Source organism: Blastochloris tepida, assembly GCF_003966715.1.
Lineage (GTDB): Bacteria > Pseudomonadota > Alphaproteobacteria > Rhizobiales > Xanthobacteraceae > Blastochloris > Blastochloris tepida.
In genome coordinates this window covers 2802370-2821440 of sequence record NZ_AP018907.1, presented here as the reverse complement: position 1 = coordinate 2821440, position 19071 = coordinate 2802370, and the positions used below count along the sequence as shown (strand labels likewise).

Below are 19071 nucleotides of genomic sequence, written 5' to 3'. Positions count from 1 at the left end.
CTATTTCTTTTCCTTGTGCCGCCGCGTCTCGTGCCACAGCAGGAACAGGCCCGAGCCCACCACCACCGCCGAGCCGGCGATGAGGCCAGGCGTCGGCACGTCGCCCCACACCAGGAAGCCGACGCCCATCGCCCACACCAGCAGCAGGTAGTAGAAGGGCGAGACGGCGGCGGTCGGCGCCAGCGACAGCGCCTTGGTCCAGGTGTATTGCGCCCCCGAATTGGCCGCGCCGGTGAGGAACAGCAGCAGCGCATCCTGCGGTGTCGGCGTGACCAGCCCGAACGGCAGCAGCGCGGCGTGGAAGGCCGCCACCGTCATCAGCTGCCACATCATCAGCGTGTTGGCGGACTCGGTGGCCGACATGCCGCGCACCGCCACTGTGACGCTGCCGTACATCACCGCATTGGCCAGCGCGAACAGCGCGCCGATCTGCAGCGCATCGGCGCCGGGATTGGCGACGATGACCACGCCGCTGAAACCGGTCAGCAGCGCCGCCCAGCGCGCCGGCCCGGCCCGCTCCTTCAGCCAGAACACCGACAGGAGCGCCGCCCACAGCGGCGCCGAGAAATTGATGGCGATGGCCCCGGCCAGCGGCATCATGCTGAAGGCGATGACCGCGAAGGTCTGCGAGCAGGCCTGGGAGAAGCCGCGCGCCAAGTGCGCGCCCGGCCGCGGCGTATCGAACACCGCGAGCCCGGTGAAGGGCAGGACCAGCGCCGCGGTGACGAGAAGCGACGACAGCGAGCGGAAGAACATCACCTCGCCGACCGGATAGGTTGCCACCAGCCATTTGCTGATGGCGTGCGACACCGCGAAGAACATCGTCGCCGCGATCATGTAGAGGATGCCGCGCGGCACATTGTCGACGCGCACCGTCTTGGCCGGCGCGTTCGCTGTCTTGGCTGGCGCGCTCGCCGGCATTTGCCGCGGCGCGGCCGCGGGGCGCGGGGTCCGCGGCCCGGCCGGAGCAATGGCCGGCGCGGCGGCGATGCGGCGCTCGGCATATTCCGGGACGCTCCGCTCCCGCGGGGCCATGGCCGTCCAGTGTGGGGGCGAGGGCGCGGGGCGCGCGTGCGGCAGGACGGTGTCGGTCATCGCCGGGCCGCGGGTCAGGCTGCCGGGCCGGCCGGCGGCGCATCGGCCCAAGGCGCATCGGTCGAGCCCGCTTGGGGGTGGGATGCGTCGGCGTGATGCGCGTCGGCATGGTGCGGATCGGTGCCGTCCGCCGCCTCCGGGATGAACCACGGCTTGATGCTGACGCCGCGCCGCAGCGAATACATGTAGAACACCGGCAGCCGGTCCGGAAACAGGCTGCGGAACTGGCTGCCATTGAAGGTGGTGAAGATGGCGCGCGGGAAGGCGAGCTCGACCACCCGCTTCTCGCGCATGTTCATGCGGTAGTATTTCTCGGCGCCATCGGTGGCGCCGCCTTCGCCGCGGTACCATTTCTCGGCGCATACGCGCAGCTTCTCCAGTGTGTCCTCGGGCACCGCCTCGTCGATGTCGCCGTCGCACTCGACCATGCCGACCGCCGCCATCAGATGGCTCAGCCGGCAGGCGTCGAAGCCGCGCGCCGCCGCCGCCGCCGCCACCGCCTGGAAATAGCGCTCGCAGACGTCCCGGCCGTGGCCGTTCAACTCGGCATGCGTGTCGGTGAAGATCAGCCGGAAGGTCGCGCCATGCCGGTAGACCTCGTCGACGCGCCGCGTGAGGTCCTTCAGGTGATCGAGGCAGGCGGTGTCCGGTTTCGCCAGTGAATGGCGCGGGCCCTTGCCCCAGTACATCAGGAACTGGATCGGCTGATCGTGATGCACGAGATCGCCAATCACGTTCAGGATGGCCTGCTTGTTGTCCGGCTGCTCGCGCTTGAACGACCAGGTGTTGAACGCCTGGAGGATCTTTTCGGGCGCCGGCCGCTGGTGCGGATGCTCGCGCTTGGCGCCGCCCTTGCCGGGCGCCTTCAGGTGGGGGCGGGTGGTCTCCAGCTCGCCCGGGCGGCGCGCGGCCCCGGCGCCCGGCAGGCCGCCGGCCGGCGCGCGTGCCGGTCCCCGGCCGGCGCCATGCCCGGACGGCATGTGGCCGCCGGAATGAGCGTTGGCGCCGTGGCCGCCCACGCCAATCCCGCTCCCACCATGGCCACCCGCCCCGTGCCCCGGAGGGTGCCCGCCGGCAGACCCGTTCGAAGCGTGCACGGCCGCTGCGAGGCCGACTGATGCAAGACCGACTGCTGCAACACCGGCCGTTGCAAGACCGGCCTGTGCGACCGCGTGTGCTGACGATGTCTCGTGCTTTGCCAAGGTAGCCCCCGCCGCTTTTCGCGTTCGATTAAGGCTTGCGTCGCAAATATGGTCAATAACTGCTTAACGAAAACAATAAAATTCGAAATATTATGGTTAATACATTGTGAATGTTTTGCGGCAGCTTGTGCGGAAATGCGCCACAAAAGGCGAAAAAGACAATCAAAACGTGCATTATGCCGCCGGGATTGTGGCGGCAGGGTGTTTCCGCCGGGAGGTGCCCGCATGGTCGCCAAGTTCCGGCGAAGTCGTCGTCAGGTATTGGCCCCCGGGCCCGACTTTGCGGCACGCCGGAAACTCTCGATTGAACCGAGCGCCGGCAGTACCGGCGCGAGTTGTTGCCGGCTATCGCGATACCGCCGCGCGGCGCGCGGCCGCCCCAGGGGCCACAGAACGGCGGGGATGTATGGCGGAGAAGCCATGTCCGGCCGATCCGCCGGAGAGTCCGGTCCGACGGCCGAAACGCCGGCATGGCCGGGGTTGGATGGCCGGCGTCGGACGTCCGGCGGGATCGGTTCCGGGGCGGACGGCATCATCGGCCAGCGGCGGTGCGCAGCGGTTGCGACTGTCGTCTGAATTGCAGTCAATTCGTTTTCAATTACTTCAAATATGTAAGTAGGCAAAAAATGCCTACAGCAGATGGGAATAAAATACCTAGAGCAAGCCAATAAATTTTCGAGTCCGCGCGTCTATACGCTTGAATTTACCTTGAGGATAGTCCAAATATTGTTCGTTGGATGGACGCGGCAGCGGCGGCGTGGAGGGTTCGAGATGGCAAACGCATCGGTCTTGACGGCGCCGGTCGCGGGCGCTGCAACGCTCCAGCCGGAGGCCCCCGGCGCGGCGCGGCGTGCTGCCAGTTCGGCGATTTCGGCCGCGGCCAGCGACGACGAGCTGCTGCAGCGCATCGGCGAGAGTGACGAGACGGCGTTCGCGCTGCTGGTGCGCCGCCACCTCGACCGCGCCTACGCGCTGGCGCTGCGGATCCTCGACAATCCGGCCGACGCCGAGGACGTGGTGCAGGATGTGCTGCTGAAGGTGTGGACCCATCGCGGCCGCTGGGAGGGCGGCCGGGCCAAGTTCTCGACCTGGCTCTACCGGGTGGTGACCAACCGCTGCATCGACCTGCGCCGCCAGCCGCGCAGCCAGGATCTGGAGACCGCGCCCGAGGTGCCGGACGGCGCGCCGGGCGCCGAGACCCAGCTTCATCGCACCGAGGTGGTGAATGCGCTCGAAGGCGCCATGGGCCAGCTGCCCGACCACCAGCGGGTGGTGCTCATCCTCTCCTACCACGAGAACCTGTCCAACGCCGAGATTGCCGAGGTGATGCAGACCACGGTGTCGGCGGTGGAGTCGCTGCTCAAGCGCGGCCGCCAGCAGCTTCGCAAGCTGTTGCGCAGCCAGGAGCGCTCGATCCGCCAGTCGTTAACCGCGGACTAACCATGCGCCAGCATGGCCGCGGACTGGTCCGCCAGTTTGGGGGGCAGGCCTTCGTTGAACCTGTAGACGCCACCGGAACACAGACCCGATCGCGTCACCGCCGCCGGCAGAATGCCGGAGGCTTCGTTCAACAGAAAGGTTGACACCAATGCCCGTTATTTCGACCAACACCGCCGCCAACTCGGCCGTCCGCTATCTGAACGTCAACTCGGCCGATCAGTCGAGCTCGCTGTCCAAGATCGCGTCCGGTTCGCGCATCAACAAGGCGTCGGACGACGCCGCCGGCCTCGCCATCTCGACCCGCATCTCGTCGGACGTCGTGGCGCTCGAGCAGGCGGCCACCAACGCCTCGCACGCCATCGCGATGCTGCAGACCGCCGACGGCGGCGCTGCCAACGTGTCCGACATTCTGATGCGCATGAAGGCGCTGGCCTCGCAGTCGGCGTCGGCGACGGTGACGGCGACCGGCGGTGCCGACACGATGCGTGCCTACATCGACGCGGAATTCCAGGAACTCGACAACGAAATCAACGCGATCGCGAGCAGCACCCGCTACAACGGCCAGAGCCTGCTCGACGGCACCGGCACGTTCGGCAACGTCCTGGTCGGCTCCGACGCGACTGACTTGATCTCGCTGTCGCTCGAGACCACCGCCGACCTGTCGTCCGCCACGCTCGGCATCGCCGCCCTCGCGGTTGACACCCAGGCCGGCGCGCTGGCCGCCGTGACCGCTCTCGATACGGCTCTCGACACGGTGTCGACCGCCCGCGCCAACATCGGCGCCGCGCAGTCGCGCTTCGAGTTCCGCGCCGCGACCATCGCCACCTCGGTGGAAAACCTCAGCGCCGCCAATTCGGCGATCGAGGACGTCGACATCGCGGCCGAGCAGGCCAAGCTGTCCTCGTCCGAGGTGAAGGTGCAGGCGGCCGTCGCCGCTGCGGCCTCGGCCAACTCCATGCCGCAGGCGCTGCTGAAGCTGCTCGGCTGATCGCGCTCACGGACGGCGGCGGGCCCGGCCCGCCGCCGTTTCTCCAAAATGGATGACCCGCCATGGCCAGCGTCTCGAGCACCGGTTCCTCGACCTCGACGAGCTTCACCAGCTCGGCCCTGAACTCGGATTGGAGCGCGCTGATCGAGGAGGTCGTCGCGGCCAAGCTGTCGATCGCCGACAGTATCGAGACCAGGATCACCAAGGCCGAGACCAAGGTCTCCGCCTATCAGGAGCTGCAGTCGCTGCTCTCCAGCATGGCGTCCGCGGCCTACAGTCTCAGCGCGCCATCCGGCTATTCGGATCAGTCCAAGGACGTGTTCAACAGCCGCACGGCCTATCTGTCGACCAACGGCACCTATACCGCCAGCAACGTGCTGGGTGTCGCCGTCAATGACGGCACCGAGCTCGGCACCTACGATATCAAGGTCACGCAGCTGGCCACCGCCCACAAGGTGGCGAGCAACGCCCAGACCAGCAAGACCGACGATCTCGGCTACAATGGCGTTTTCAGCCTCGGCGTCGATGGCGGCACCGCGGTGAACGTCACCGTGACGGACACGATGAGCCTGACCGAGATCGCCTCGGCCATCAACACCGTCTCCAGCCAGAGCGGCGTCAAGGCCGCGGTGCTGAAGGTCTCCGACACAGACTACAAGCTGGTGCTGACCGCGACCGACACCGGCAAGGACATCACGGCGACCGCCGTGTCCGGCGACGATGTGCTGAACGGCCTCGGCGTCACCAGCGGCACCGGTACCTTCGCCAATGTGCTGCAAGAGGCCAAGGACGCCATCCTCACCGTCGACGGCGTGCAGATCACCCGCGATTCGAACGAGATCAGCGACGCGCTCGAAGGCGTGACGTTCTATCTCTATGCCACCACCCCGACGGACACCTCGGTGACGGTGGAGGTCAGCGCCAATCTCAGCTCGGTGGCCGATTCCATCCAGAGCGTGGTCGACACCTACAACGCCTATCGCGATTTCGTCATCACCCAGCAGGCGACGAGCGCAGCCGGCACCGCTGCCGACAGCGCCGTGCTGTTCGCCGACGGCACGCTGCGCTCGGTCAATTCCGACGTGATGACCGCGCTCAATACCGTGATCGACGAGGAGTCGATGGCGCTGCTCGGCCTCAGCTTCGATGCCACGAACCACCTCGTCCTCGATGACTCCACGCTGGAGGATTCCCTCCTGTCGCAGTTGGACAAGGTGAAGGCGCTGCTGAACTTCAGCTTCCAGGCGTCATCGGACGAGTTCACGGTGCTTCGCCGTGGCACCATGGCGCCGACGTCCTTCACGCTCGATGTCGAGGTGGACGGCTCGGGCGCCATCACCTCGGCCTCGGTCGGCGGCGACAGCTCGCTGTTCACGGTCAGCGGCACCCGCATCATCGGCGCCAAGGGCACAGCCTATGAAGGCTTCACCTTCGTCTTCATCGGCGATGCGTCCGAGTCGATCAACGTGACGTTGAGCTATGGTCTTGCCGACCGCCTCTACAATGCGGCGAATGGCGCAGCCAATTCCTCGACGGGCTCGATCCAGACGGTGATCGATAACCTGAATGAAAAGATTAGCGACTATGAATCGGATGTCTCGGACATCGAGGACCGGGCCGACGCCCTGCGCGATCGCCTGACCGCCCGTTATGCGAGATACCAGGCCGAAATGGCCAAGGCCGAGTCGACCCTCGCTTATCTCAAGGCAATGCTTGATGCTGCAAACAGCAATGATTGACGCCAAGACGCAACAGCCGGCTTCGTCGGCCGGCGCAGCGTCCGCGGCCTATCGCAGCGCCACCGTCACCGTGGCGCCGACCACCGCCATCGTCATGGCGCTCGACCGCGTGCTGCTCAATCTCAAGCGCACCATTGCCGCAACCGAAGCCAAGCGCTTCGACGAGGCGTTCAATCTCACCTCGCATTCGACGCAGATCCTGCGCGGCCTCGCCCATCATATCGACGTCGCCAAGGGCGGCGCGATGGCCGAGCGTCTGCAGAAGACCTACCACGCCAACATCATGGCCATGCTGCTGGCCATGGGTAAGCCCGACGCCGTCCGCCGCTACCAGAAGCTGGCCGAGGGTCTGGCCGAACTACGCGACGCCTGGGCGCAGATCGCGAAGATTCCGCCGCTCGCCGCCCGCCCCAACGCCAGCGACATCACCGGCACGCCGACCTCGACGGCGGCGTGATCCGAAGGCGGGCTGATCAGCCCGACCGCTCTTGCGCCCCATGACCGGGAAGGCACCCCGCCTTCCCCTCCCCCCATGAGCGAAGCGAATGGTGGGGAGGGGTCAGGGGTGGGGGGCGTTCTGTTCAACCGGGAAGATGGTCGACAGTTTGGACCGGGAGGATGGTCGACAGGTCTGGGTTGGGGTTTGCGGTTTGTTCCGCCGGTTCGCGGAGCCCCGGACGGGGCGGAGCGAAGCGGCGGAACAAACCGCGGCGATCGATCAGGCCGATGTCGTGCGCGCAGAAGCGCACTACATGGTCGCCCGTCTCGAGCTCCTCGAGGCCGAGCAGCTCGCCCGCGAAGGCTTCGCCGATGAAGACGTGCTCGCCCTTCCATTTGATGTCGCCGGCCGGCCGCACCCGGCGCACCTGATGATCGGCGTCGTACCAGGGGTCCTCGACGGTCTCCGGCATCGCCCGCGGGGATGCGACGTAGAGATCGGCCGGGGGATGCTGCGCCAGCGCCTCGTGCGGCCGCTCCTCGTTGTAGTGCCGGCGGAACGCATCGAAGCGCGCCTGCTGCTCGGCCGCCGTCTCCGCCGCGGGATCCGTCGTCTGCTCCTTCAGCGTCCGGTGCATGCGCTCGTGCCGGCCGTTCTCCTGCGGCGAAGCCGGCCGAATGAAATGCGGCTCGATGCCGAGCTTGAGCCACCACACCGACAGCCGCGTCAGTCCGCCCGCACCGGTCGAGCCGAACGGCGGCCCGTTGTCGCAGCGGATCGCCTTCGGCAGGCCGTGCTCGCGGAACGCCTGCGCGAACACCGGCCGAACCCCCGCCGTGGTCGGCGGCGCCACCCGCACCTCGATCAGGAACCGCGTGACCCCGTCGGTCAGCGTCAAAGGATCGATCCGGCGCCCGTCCCGCGTGCGGAACCAGCCCTTGAAGTCCGCACTCCACTCGTCGTTCGGCGCCACCGCCGCGACGAACGAGCGAGCCTGGTCGATCGGACGCCGCCGCCGCTTCACCGGCGCGACCAGCCCGGCCGCCTTCACGATGTCGCCGATCGTCGAGGCCGCCGGCCACGTCACCTCGGGAACGTCCCGCTGCAACCGGGCCAGAAGCTTGCGCGGCCCGAAATACGGAAACCGCCGCCGAAGCCGCACGATCACCGCCGCCAGCGCCGCCGGGGTGCGGTGCGGACACCGCAGCGGCGCGTGCGACCGCTCCACGAACCAGTCCGCAGCCCCGCTCGCCCGCCGCGCACGCCACGCGTAGAACGTATCCCGGCTCACCTCGTAGCGCCGGCAGAGCTCCGAAACGCTCCACGCCCCTGTGTCGTCGTCCGACAGCATCCGGATCCGCTGCTCCATCCGACAGGTCTCCAAAAATGGCATCGAAGGTCCTCCCTCCAATGCAACGTGACCTGTCGACCATCTGCCCGGTCTGAACTGTCAGGACTCTACCCGGTCCGTACCTTCGATGTCGCCAAAAAACCGTGCGGTCATCGCCGGCGGCACACCTTCAACACCCTAATCATCGGCGAATCTTTCGCTGTTCCGCCGTCCCAGCGCGCATGCGCCGCCTGCTGCCGGCGAGGTGATGCGGCCGTACCAGCGTCCCCCCACCCCCGACTCCTTCTCACCGCTCGCGGGGGGAGGGGGGAGCGATACCTGCGCGCCCCACCAGAGCAGGGGCGCACATATGTCATGTCCGCCGGCGGATCGCATGCGCCAACCGTGCGGAAAGTGCGCCCGGAATTTCGGGCAGCATCGTTAAATCTCCAGATCGTCCCATTCGTGCAGAAGCCGAGAGCGATCCCGCCCGCCCGCGCCGGGCAGCGGGGCATTGATCGAGATTCGTCATGACATCCGTTTCTTCGATTTCATCGTCGTCAGCCTATACGTCGAGCGCGAGCGCCAGCTCCAGCTCGACCGATCTGGACATGTCGGACTTCCTCACGCTGATGTGCGTGCAGCTGCAGAACCAGAACCCGCTGAGTCCGACCGATCCCCAGGAATACATGAATCAGCTCGTGTCCTATGCGAGCCTGGGCGAGCAGACGCAGATCAATGAGCAGCTTGGCAATGTGACGACCGCCTTGGCGAGCCTCTTGGCGGCCAATGCGGTGGGCTATGTCGGCCACACCGTCGAGGCGCTCGGCAAGACCAACGCGCTGACCGGCGGCGAGGCGACCTGGAACTACACGCTGGGCTCGGATGCCTCCAAGGTCGCCATCAAGATCACCGACGAGAGCGGCAAGACCGTCTACACCACCACCGGCGAGACCGCGGCGGGCGAGCACAGCTTCGTCTGGAACGGCAAGACCTCGTCCGGCACCACGGCGCCGGATGGCGCCTACACCATCTCCATCACCGCCACCGACGCCGCCGGCAATTCGATCGACGCCACCACCAGCGTCATCGGCACCGTCACCGGCGTCGACAGCTCAAGCGGCACGGTGATGCTGCAGATCGGCGATGCCGAGGTCGCCTTCGCGAACATCATCGCCATCAAGTCCTGAGGAGCAGTGTTCCATGAGTCTCTCCGGCGCCCTCAATTCGTCGGTCTCCGCGCTCAAGGCCCAGAGCACGGCGATCGCCACCGTTTCGGACAACCTCGCCAATTCCAGCACCTACGGCTACAAGACCACCGTCGCCAGCTTCGAGAGCCTGGTCACCGGCGCCTCGTCCTCGTCCTATTCGTCCGGCGGTGTGCTCACCAACACGCGCTCCAACATCAGCGCCCAGGGCCAGCTCACCCGCACCAGCAGCACCACGGACCTCGCGATCGAGGGCAACGGCTTCCTCACGGTCACCGGATCGGCGGGCTCGAACGAGAAGCTCTACACCCGCAACGGCGAGTTCTCGAAGGACAACAACGGCTACCTCGTCAATAACGGCTATTTTCTGATGGGCTGGCGCACCGATGCCGACGGCAACGTGATCGGCGCGCCCACCGCCGGCAATCTCGAGAGCATCGACACCAACGTCATCACCAGTTGCGCCGCGCCCACTACCGCGGTGTCGATGAGCGCCAACCTGCCGGCAAATGCGGCGGTGGGTGACACGTTCGAGACCACGCTGGAGATCTACGACTCGCTCGGCACCTCGGCGCTGGTCTCCATCACCTGGGAGAAGACCGGCATCGGCACCTGGGAGGCGACCTTCTCCGACCCGGTGCTGTCGTCGGACGGCACCACGGTGGTCGGCACCTCGATGGCAACGCCGATCGCCATCACCTTCAACAGCGACGGCTCGATCGCCTCGGCCGCGCCGACCACGCTCTCCATCACCGGCTGGACCACAGGCGCCGCCAACAGCGCGATCAGCCTGGATCTCGGCGATCCCGGCAGCTTCAGCGGTCTCACCCAACAGTCGGTGGACGGCACCATCAAGGTCGATCTCGGCACCATCGAGAAGGACGGCCTGTCCTACGGCTCTCTGAGCGGCATCTCGATCGAGGACGGCGTCGTCTACGCCTCCTACAGCAATGGCGCGGTGCGCGCGATCTATCAGATCGCGGTGGCCACCTTCACCAACGCCAACGGCCTGCAGGCGGAAAGCGGCGGTCTTTATCGCGAGAGCGGCTCGTCCGGCTCGGCGACCATGCAGCTTTCGGGCAGCGGCGGCGCCGGCACGGTCTATGGCTCGACACTCGAAGCCTCGAAGACCGATACGTCGGAGGAGTTCAGCGTGATGATCTCGGCGCAGCAGGCCTATTCCGCCTCCGCGCAGGTGATCAGCACCGTCAGCACCATGTACGACACGCTGATTTCGGCGATGAGGTGATCCGATGCTGCCGCGATGCCGAACCAGCGCGCCGCCTGACGACGAGCCCCTGCTGCGCCAAGCAAAGCGGCTGATCGCCGAGGCGCAGCGGATCGGCGCGGCGTCGTCCACCGGCATGCCCTACCGCGCCGAGCTCGTGGCGTCGCTGGGGGCGGAGCTGGCGGACGTCTACCGCGCCATGGGCGAGGAGTGCGAGGCGATCCGGGCGCAACTGGACGCCGCCGTGCGCCAGAAGGCCGCCGTTGCCGCCTATGGCCACATCGCCCAGACCCTGAACACCAACCGCAAGCGGACCTGACCCAACCCGCGAGAGTGCCATGATGGACAACACGCCCCGGATCTCCGGCAGCCAAGTGTCAAACACGGGTGCCGCCAACACCGATGCGGCCGACATCGACGCCACGGTCGCCGAGGCGATCGAACTGATCGACCGGCTGGTCGAGGTGCTCGACGAGGAGAACAGGATCCTCGGCCGCGGCTTTCCGGCTTCGCTGATCGGCTCCACCGCGCGCAAGAGCGAGCTTGGCGGCGCGTTCGAGCAATGGGTCGCCGCGGTGCGCGCGCGCCGCATCGATCTTGCCGCGGCCGACGAGCGGCTGCGCGAGGCGATGGTCGACCGCTCGCGCGTGCTCAACGCCGCGGTCGGCGAGAATGTCGAGCGGCTGCAGGCGGCGCTCGATGCCAGCCACCGCCGCCTCGATGCGGTGATGCGGGCGATCCGCGAGGACATGACGCAGAGCGCGCCCTATGACGCCAAGGGCCAGGTGCGCATCGCGCCCACTGCGGCACCGTCGCTGCGCGCGCCGCTGAACGTCTGATCCGGAGCCCCCGCAATGTCCTTCTCGGCGATCCGCAACATTGCCACCAGCTCGCTGATGGCAACCTCGGTCCAGGTCTCGCTGACCTCCTCGAACATCGCCAATGCGGACGTCGAGGGCTACACCCGCAAGACCGCGACCCAGGTGGCGACCTCGACCGCCGGCGTCGGCGCCGGCACGATGATCACCGGCGTCACCAGCAAGGTCGACAAGTATCTGGTGAAGGCGCTGGTCGAGTCGATCTCGGTGCTCGGCGCCGCCGAGACCAAGGCGAGCTACACCGATCGCCTGCAGAGCCTGTTCGGACAGACCTTCGGCGGCGACGACACCGACACCGGCACGTCGCTCGGCAACACGCTGGCATCGCTGGGGACGGCGCTCACCACCCTGGCGGCCACCCCGGAAGGCGAGAGTCTGCAGGCGGCGGTGATCGACCAGTTCGAGGCGGTGGCCATCCAGTTGCGCGAGACCTCGCGCAGCGTCCAGGATCTGCGGGCGGAGGCCGACGGCTCGATCGAGGCCGTCATCTCCGATGTCAATGCCGCGCTTGAGGACATCTCGTCGCTCAACAAGCAGATCGTCGCCGCTCAGGCGCGCGGCGACTCCACGGCGGACCTGGAGGACCGGCGCAACACCGCGCTGCAGACCGTCGCCGACAAGATGAACGTCACCTACTTCACCAATTCGGCGGGGGTGATGTACGTCTATTCGGCGTCGGGCAGCCCGCTGGTCGACAGCTCCGCCCACACGCTCGCCTACGAGTCGGTCGGCGCCGTCACCTCGTCGACGGTGTTCAACGCCATCACCGTCGACGGCAAGAACATCACCTCGTCGATCACCAGCGGCGAGATCGGCGCGCTGATCGATCTGCGCGACAATCTTCTTCCGGCGGTGCAGGACGAGCTCGACGAATTCGCCGGCGAATTCATCGACGCCATCAATGCCGTGTACAATCAGGGCACGTCTCTGCCGCCGGCGGCCACGCTCACCGGCTCGGCGGTGGTGGATCCGGCCGATGCGCTGTCGGCGACCGGCACGGTGCGCATCGCCGTGGTCAATGACGATGGCACGCTGGCTTCCTATGCCGACCTCGATCTGAGCACCTATGCGACGGTCGGCGATCTGGCTTCCGCCATCGATGGTCTCGCCGGCGTGTCGGCCTATTTCGACGCCTCGGGCCACCTCGTGGTGAGTGCGGATGCCAGCGGCACCGGCATCGCCATCAACGAGATGAGCAGCAGCGTGGGAGCGGACGGGGAGGGGATGTCGAGCTATTTCGGGCTCAACGACCTGCTCACCGGAACCAGCGCCACCGACATCAATGTGCGCGCCGATCTTCTGGCGACGCCAGGCCTGCTGTCGAGCTCGCGGCTCTCGTCGGCGGCGACGCTGACTGCCGGCAGCCAAGTGGTGACCGTTGGCGATTCCACCATTGCCAGCAAGCTCTACGACACGCTCAACGGCACGCATGCCTTCTCGGCGGCGGGCCGGCTGGGCAACTCCTCGACGTCGTTCGCGAGCTACGCGGCCGACATCATCTCGGATGTCGCGGCCATCTCGCAGAGCGCGGAGACCGCCCACAAGACGTCGGAAGCCGCACAGACCACCCTCGCCGACTCGCTCGCCTCGCAGGCCGGCGTCAATATCGACGAGGAGACGGCGCGCCTGAGCGAACTCGAAGACCTCTACAGCGTCGCGACGCAGATCATCGCCGCGCTGAACGACATGTTCGATGCGCTGCTGCAGGCGGCGCGCACGGCCTAGTGGTCCGACCCTGACATCTGCATCCGCAAATCTCAGGACAAGTCGGCCCGCAAACTATTGATTTTGTGGGTGATAATTTTCCGACGCGTGGGTGCCGAGCGTCGGATTTCATCCACGAGGGCGTCCGCCGATCCGGTTGAACCGGCGGATGCTCTGAGTTTCCGAGTTGTCGCTTTTTCGTTCGCAGGGCCGGTTTCCACCCTTGCGGAACATGCTCTGAGGAGGACGCCCCATGTCGATGCGTGTTGCCACCTTCAGCGCCTCCGCCCGAATGCTGGCGACCACCCTGGGCACGCAGGCGCGCATGAACGAGCTGCTGATTCAGCAGGCCACCGGCAAGATCTCGACCGACTATGGCGGACTGGGCTCGTCGGCCGGCCGGCTGGTCAATGTCGAGGTGTCGAAGGCCCGCGCCGAGGCGTTCGCCAAGGCGGCCTCGCTCAGCGGCGACCGCGTCGAGGTGATGTACGACGCCTGCGGGTCGATCGTCGACGTGCTCACCGAGCTGCGCGCCAAGATCTCGCAGGCCACCGGTACGCTCGACGCGACCGGCGGGCAGGCGATCAATGCCGTCGCGGCCGAGCTGATGGAGGAAGCCGCCTCGCTGATGAACACCCAGTTCGAGGGGCGTTATCTGTTTGCGGGCAGCCGTGTCGACACCAAGCCGGTCGAGCTGGCGGCGCTGGCGGCGCAGTCGACCGCGCCGACCACGGCAGACACGTCCTATTATGTCGGCGACGACGCCATCACCTCGGTGCGGGTGTCCAATGACGATGTCATCGAATACGGCGTCACCGCGGCCGATCCGGCGTTCGAGAAGACGCTGCGGGTGTTCAATCTGGTCTCCAACATGTCGGTGTCGCCGCTCGATACCGCGGCGCTGACCGAGGCATCCTCGCTGGTGCTGGATGCGCTCGATTCGATGACGGCGGTGCAGACCATGCTGTCGCTCGATGCGCGCGCCCTGGAGCGCGCCGAGCAGAACCAGCTCGATTTCGTCGACAATGCCGCCGCGATGGCCAGCACGCTGGGCGAGGTAGACATCGCGGCGGTGGCGGCCAGCCTGTCGACCTACGAGGCTCAGCTCCAGGCCTCCTATTCGGCGATCTCGAAGATCCAGAGCCTGCGGCTGGTCGACTTCCTGCGCTGAGCGCGCCTCGCGCGTCTTTCCGGTTTGGGCGCGTCTCCCCGCCCACCGCACGTCATCCCGGACGGCGCGCAGCGCCGAGCCGGGATCGTCTTCAGAACAAGCTCCTCATCCTGCTGACGGTCCCGGGTCGCGCAGCCAAGGCTGCTTGCCCGGGACGACGAGTGTGTAGCCTGACGGTCCCGGCTCGCGCGGCTTTGCCGCTTGGCCGGGACGACAGCCTTTGCCTGCGCGCGTCCCTCCGCCGCATCATCCCGGACGGCGCGCAGCGCCGAGCCGGGATCGTTCTCAGTACGACGTCACCATCCTCAATCCGCCGGGCCGGTCGGTGCCGGTGCAGCCGGGGCCGGCTCGGCCTCGGGCTTCGCCGTGCCGGGCGCCGGGATCTCCACCTTCGGCCGCGCGCCTGGGCGCAGCTTCTCGCGGATCGCCTGGAAGAACACATAGAGCGGCGGGATGACGAAGATGCCGACGAACGACGCCAGGATCATGCCGCCGAACACCGGTGTGCCGACGTGGCGGCGCGCCAGCTCCGAGGCGCCGGAGGCCACCACCAGCGGATAGAGCCCGAGGATGAAGGCGAAGGACGTCATCATCACCGGGCGGAACCGCAGGCGGGCGCCTTCGGTGGCGGCGTGCAGCAGCGGCAGGCCGCGTTCGCGCTGCTCCTTGGCGAACTCGACGATCAGGATGCCGTTCTTGGCGGCAAGGCCGATCAGCACCACCATGCCGATCTGGCCATAGAGGTCGAGCGTTAGCCCGCCCGCCACGATGGCCAGGAACGAGCCGAAGATACCGACCGCCACCGACAGCAGCACCGGCACCGGGATGGTCCAGCTTTCGTAGAGCGCCACCAGGAACAGGAAGGCGAACAGCACGGCGAAGCCGAGGATGATGCCGGTCTTGCCCTCGGCCCGCTTCTCCTGGAAGGCGGTGTCGGTCCACTCGCCGGCGAAGCCGGCGGGCAGCGTTTTGGCCGCCACCTGCTCCATGGCGGCGAGCGCCTGCCCGGAGGAGACGCCCGGCGCCGGCCCGCCCTGCACGGTGACGGCGCGCCGGTTGTTGTAGCGGATCAGCGACGGCGGCCCGACGATCAGCCGCACCTCGGCGAGGCTGCGCATCGGGATCATCTTGCCTTCGTTGTTGCGGATATTGATGCGGAAGATGTCGTCGATCCTGACGCGGTCGCTCGCCTCGCCCTGCACCTGCACCTGCCACGTGCGGCCGAACAGGTTCATGTCGTTGACATAGTAGCCGCCGAGCGTGGTCTGCAACGCCTGGAACACGTCGGAGAGCTGCACCCCCAGCACCTGCACCTTGTCGCGGTCGATATCGAGATAGATCGACGGGTTGGTGGCCGAGAAGGTGGAGAACACCCGCGACAGATTGGGGTCCTGGTTGGCGGCGATCAGGAGGCCGCGCAGCACCTGCGCCAGCACCTTGGGATCGCCGGCCTGCAGATCCTCCAGCACATAGGCGAAGCCGCCGCCGGTGCCCAGGCCGATGATCGGCGGCGGCGCCAGCGGCACCACATTGCCGCCCTGGATCTGGCGGAACTTCGTGGCGAGCCGCCCCATGACGGCGCCCGCGCTCTGCCCCTCGCCCTCGCGGTCGTCGAACGGTTTCAGCGTCACCACGATGAAGGCGGCGTTCGACTGCGAATAGTTGTCGATGAAGTTGAGGCCGACCACGGAGGTGAAGTCGGAGACCGCATGCTCCTCGCGCAGCATGGCCTCGGCCTGACGTACCACCTCGGAGGTGCGCGACACCGAGGCGCCGCCCGGCATCTGCACCACCACGAAGAAGGCGCCCTGGTCGTCCTCCGGCAGGAAGCCGGTGGGGGTGAGCTTGGACAGGCCGACCGTGCCGATCCCCGCCGCCGCCACCGCGACGATGCCGATGATCGAGATGCGCACGAGGCGTGCCGCGGCCGTGCCGTAGGCGTCGCGCACGCGGTCTATCCCCCGCATCACCCAGCCGATCGGCCCGCGCCGCGGCCCGTGATGGCGGCGCAGCAGCATGGCGCACAGTGCGGGGGAGAGCGTCAGCGCGTTGATCGCCGACAGGAACATCGCCACCGCCACGGTGACCGCGAACTGGCGGAACAGCTCGCCTGAAATGCCGGGAATGAAGGCGACCGGCACGAACACCGACAGCAGCACCAGCGTGATGGCGACGATCGGCGCGGTGATCTCGCGCATCGCCTGCTTGGTGGCCTCGGCTGGCGTGAGGTCGGGATGCTCCTCCATCACCCGCTCGACATTCTCCACCACCACGATGGCGTCGTCGACCACGATGCCGATCGCCAGCACGACGGCCAAGAGCGACACCGAGTTCGCCGAATAGCCGATGGCGTTGAGCACGATGAAGGCGCCGATCAGGCTCACCGGCACGGCGATGGTGGGGATCAGCGTGGCGCGCAGGCTGCCCAGGAACAGGAACACCACCAGCACCACCAGCACGAACGCCTCGACCAGGGTCTTCTGCACCTCGTGGATGGTGGCCTTGACGAAGGTGGTGGGATCGTAGGTGATCTTCCAGGTCAGATCTTCGGGGAAGCGCTTCTCGAGATCGCCGAGCAGGTCGCGCACCGCGGCGAGGGTGGAGAGCGCATTGGCGCCCGGCGTCTGGTAGATGGCGATCGCCGCGGCCGGCGCGCCGTTCAGGCTGGTGTCGCGGTCGAGATTGGCGGCACCGAGCTCGACCCGGGCGATGTCGCGCAATCGCAGCACCGACCCGTCGGAGTTGGTGCGGATCACGATGTTCTCGAACTCCTCGACCGAACTCAGCCGCCCCTTGCTCTGGATGTTGAGCTGGAGCTGCTGATCGTTGGAGATCGGGCGCGCGCCGATGCGGCCGACCGCGGCCTGCACGTTCTGCGACTTGATGGCCTCGATGACATCGCCGGTGGTGAGATTGAGCCCGGTGAGCCGGTCGGTCTGCACCCAGGCGCGCATGGCATAGTCCTGCGGGCCCCACAGGTTCGCGTCGCCGACGCCCGGCGTCGCCTTGATCTGGTCGAGAATGTTGATGGTGACGTAGTTGGAGATGAACAGCGGGTCGAAGGTCTGCTTGGGCGAGGACACCGCCACCACGCCGAGCAGCGCCGAGGACTTCTTCTTGACGGTGACGCCCTGGCGCTGGACGTCCTGCGGCAGCTTGGACAGCGCCACCTGCACGCGGTTGTTGACGTTCACCGCATTGATGTCGGGATCGGTGCCGAGCTCGAACGACACCAGCAGCGTGTAGCTGCCGTCGTCGCCGCTGACGCTCTTCATGTAGATCATCTTGTCGACGCCGATCACCTGCGCCTCGATCGGCTGGGCGACGGTGGCCTCGACCACGGCGCCCGACGCGCCGGGATAGCTGGTGGTGACCGAGACCTGCGGCGGGACGATGTCGGGATACTGCGCGAACGGGATCGCGGCGAGCGACAGCAGGCCCGCAATGGTGGTGACGATGGCGATGACGATGGCGAAGCGCGGCCGGTCGACGAAGATCGCGGAGAGCATCGGTCAGCTCCGACCGACCGGCTGCACCGGGGTGGCGCGCACAGGGGCGCCGGGCCTGAGGCCCTGCAGCCCCTGGACGACGACCAGCTCGCCGGGCTTCAGCCCCTCGGAGATCACGACGTCGCTGCCGACCTCGCTGCCGGCCTTGATGCGGCGCACCTCGGCTTTGCCGTCCTGGACGATGAACACATAGAGGCCCTGCTGGTCGGCGATCAGCGCCGCCTGCGGCACCACCACCTGCTCCTCGGGCTTGGCGGCCTGAAGCTCGACCTGGACGAACTGGCCGTCGATCAGCGCGCCGCGCGGGTTGGGGATGGAGGCGCGGAGCAGCACGGTGTCGGTGGTGCGGTCCACCGTGACATTGACGAAGTTGATCTGGCCGACCTGATCGTAGAGCTTGCCGTCGGCGAAGCGGATGAGCACCTTGATGCCCTGGAGGTCGGGCTTGCCGCCGCGCTCGGCGGCGCGCAGGAAGTCGCGCTGGCTCACCGGGAAGGTGATGTACATCGGATCCTGGCTGACGATGGTGGTGAGCACGCCGCTGTCCGGGCCGACCACGTTGCCCTTGGTGATGATGGTGCGCCCGATCTTGCCGGTGATCGGCGAGGTGATGTCGGTGTAGCCGAGATTGATGTTGGCATTGGCGAGGTCGGCCTGGGCCGACAGCACGGCACCCTTGGCCGATTCCTCTTCCGCAACCGTCTGGTCGCGCGCCACCTCGGTGCCGACCTTCTTGGCGTAGAGGTCCTCGGCGCGCGCCCGCTGCAGACCGGCCAGCGTCAGTGCCGCCTTGGCCCGCTCCAGCGCGCCCTGCGCCTGCTCGACCGCGGCCTGGAACTGCCCCTTCTCGATCGTATAGAGCGGGTCGCCCGTCTTGATGAAGTCGCCTTCCTTGAAGCGCACCTCCTCCAGGAAGCCCTTGACGCGCGCCCTGACATCGACCCGGTCGGTCGCCTCGATGCGGCCGACGAAGCCCGCCTGCTGGGCGACCGGCTTCAGCTCGGCCCTGACCACGCCCACCGGCACCTCGGTGGCGGTCTGGGCCTGAGCCTGGGCTTGACCTTTCCCCTGATCCTTGGCCTGGACCGGCGCCGGCATGGCCAGGGCACACATCAAGAGGGTGATGCAGAGTCTCCGCAT

At 67.3% G+C, this 19071-nt stretch carries 15 protein-coding genes; 10 read left to right on the top strand and 5 right to left on the bottom strand.

What is annotated here, in order from left to right:
* Both BLTE_RS12825 and BLTE_RS12820 read right to left on the bottom strand, forming a co-directional pair.
* The gene (locus BLTE_RS12825) at positions 1-1095 is read right to left on the bottom strand and encodes a DMT family transporter (protein WP_244599989.1); all 1095 of its coding nucleotides are present in this window, start codon (positions 1093-1095) and stop codon (positions 1-3) included.
* A 14-nt stretch (positions 1096-1109) separates the two neighbouring features.
* The gene (locus BLTE_RS12820; RefSeq protein WP_126401072.1) at positions 1110-2075 is read right to left on the bottom strand and encodes a hypothetical protein; all 966 of its coding nucleotides are present in this window, start codon (positions 2073-2075) and stop codon (positions 1110-1112) included.
* Positions 2076-3068: 993 nt separating this feature from the next.
* On the opposite strand from BLTE_RS12820, the gene BLTE_RS12815 reads away from it, so the two are divergent.
* The 4 genes from BLTE_RS12815 to BLTE_RS12800 all read left to right on the top strand — a co-directional run bounded on the left by BLTE_RS12815 (position 3069) and on the right by BLTE_RS12800 (position 6921).
* Positions 3069-3737: an RNA polymerase sigma factor gene (locus BLTE_RS12815; RefSeq protein ID WP_126401071.1), complete on the top strand. Its 669-nt coding sequence runs from the start codon at positions 3069-3071 to the stop codon at positions 3735-3737.
* Positions 3738-3885: 148 nt separating this feature from the next.
* Positions 3886-4725, top strand: a complete 840-nt coding sequence (locus tag BLTE_RS12810; protein ID WP_126401070.1) for a flagellin — start codon at positions 3886-3888, stop codon at positions 4723-4725.
* 62 nt (positions 4726-4787) lie between these two features.
* A complete protein-coding gene (fliD, locus tag BLTE_RS12805) occupies positions 4788-6464 on the top strand; it encodes a flagellar filament capping protein FliD (RefSeq protein WP_126401069.1) in 1677 nt (558 codons plus the stop codon).
* Positions 6457-6921, top strand: a complete 465-nt coding sequence (locus BLTE_RS12800) for a flagellar export chaperone FliS (RefSeq protein ID WP_160140608.1) — start codon at positions 6457-6459, stop codon at positions 6919-6921. The genes fliD and BLTE_RS12800 overlap by 8 nt, the downstream gene beginning before the upstream one ends.
* A gap of 124 nt (positions 6922-7045) precedes the next feature.
* On the opposite strand, the gene BLTE_RS12795 is transcribed toward BLTE_RS12800, so the two are convergent.
* Positions 7046-8272, bottom strand: a complete 1227-nt coding sequence (locus BLTE_RS12795; protein ID WP_244599988.1) for an integrase core domain-containing protein — start codon at positions 8270-8272, stop codon at positions 7046-7048.
* A 491-nt stretch (positions 8273-8763) separates the two neighbouring features.
* On the opposite strand from BLTE_RS12795, the gene BLTE_RS12790 reads away from it, so the two are divergent.
* From BLTE_RS12790 to BLTE_RS12765, 6 genes are all read left to right on the top strand, one after another.
* Positions 8764-9423 (top strand): flagellar hook assembly protein FlgD, encoded by a 660-nt coding sequence (locus tag BLTE_RS12790; protein ID WP_126401067.1) that lies wholly within the window; start codon positions 8764-8766, stop codon positions 9421-9423.
* 13 nt (positions 9424-9436) lie between these two features.
* Positions 9437-10690: a flagellar hook protein FlgE gene (gene flgE / locus BLTE_RS12785; RefSeq protein WP_126401066.1), complete on the top strand. Its 1254-nt coding sequence runs from the start codon at positions 9437-9439 to the stop codon at positions 10688-10690.
* 4 nt (positions 10691-10694) lie between these two features.
* Positions 10695-10988: a hypothetical protein gene (locus tag BLTE_RS12780; RefSeq protein WP_126401065.1), complete on the top strand. Its 294-nt coding sequence runs from the start codon at positions 10695-10697 to the stop codon at positions 10986-10988.
* A gap of 19 nt (positions 10989-11007) precedes the next feature.
* On the top strand, positions 11008-11508 hold the full coding sequence (locus BLTE_RS12775) for a flagellar protein FlgN (protein WP_126401064.1): 501 nt from the start codon (positions 11008-11010) through the stop codon (positions 11506-11508).
* Between the two features lie 15 nt (positions 11509-11523).
* The gene (flgK, locus tag BLTE_RS12770; protein WP_126401063.1) at positions 11524-13272 is read left to right on the top strand and encodes a flagellar hook-associated protein FlgK; all 1749 of its coding nucleotides are present in this window, start codon (positions 11524-11526) and stop codon (positions 13270-13272) included.
* A gap of 232 nt (positions 13273-13504) precedes the next feature.
* Complete coding sequence (locus tag BLTE_RS12765; RefSeq protein ID WP_126401062.1) at positions 13505-14422, top strand: flagellin; 918 nt, start codon at positions 13505-13507, stop codon at positions 14420-14422.
* A 305-nt stretch (positions 14423-14727) separates the two neighbouring features.
* Here the strand turns inward: BLTE_RS12765 and BLTE_RS12760 are convergent, their stop codons facing one another.
* Both BLTE_RS12760 and BLTE_RS12755 read right to left on the bottom strand, forming a co-directional pair.
* Positions 14728-17931 (bottom strand): efflux RND transporter permease subunit, encoded by a 3204-nt coding sequence (locus BLTE_RS12760; RefSeq protein WP_126401061.1) that lies wholly within the window; start codon positions 17929-17931, stop codon positions 14728-14730.
* A gap of 3 nt (positions 17932-17934) precedes the next feature.
* A complete protein-coding gene (locus BLTE_RS12755; RefSeq protein WP_244599987.1) occupies positions 17935-19071 on the bottom strand; it encodes an efflux RND transporter periplasmic adaptor subunit in 1137 nt (378 codons plus the stop codon).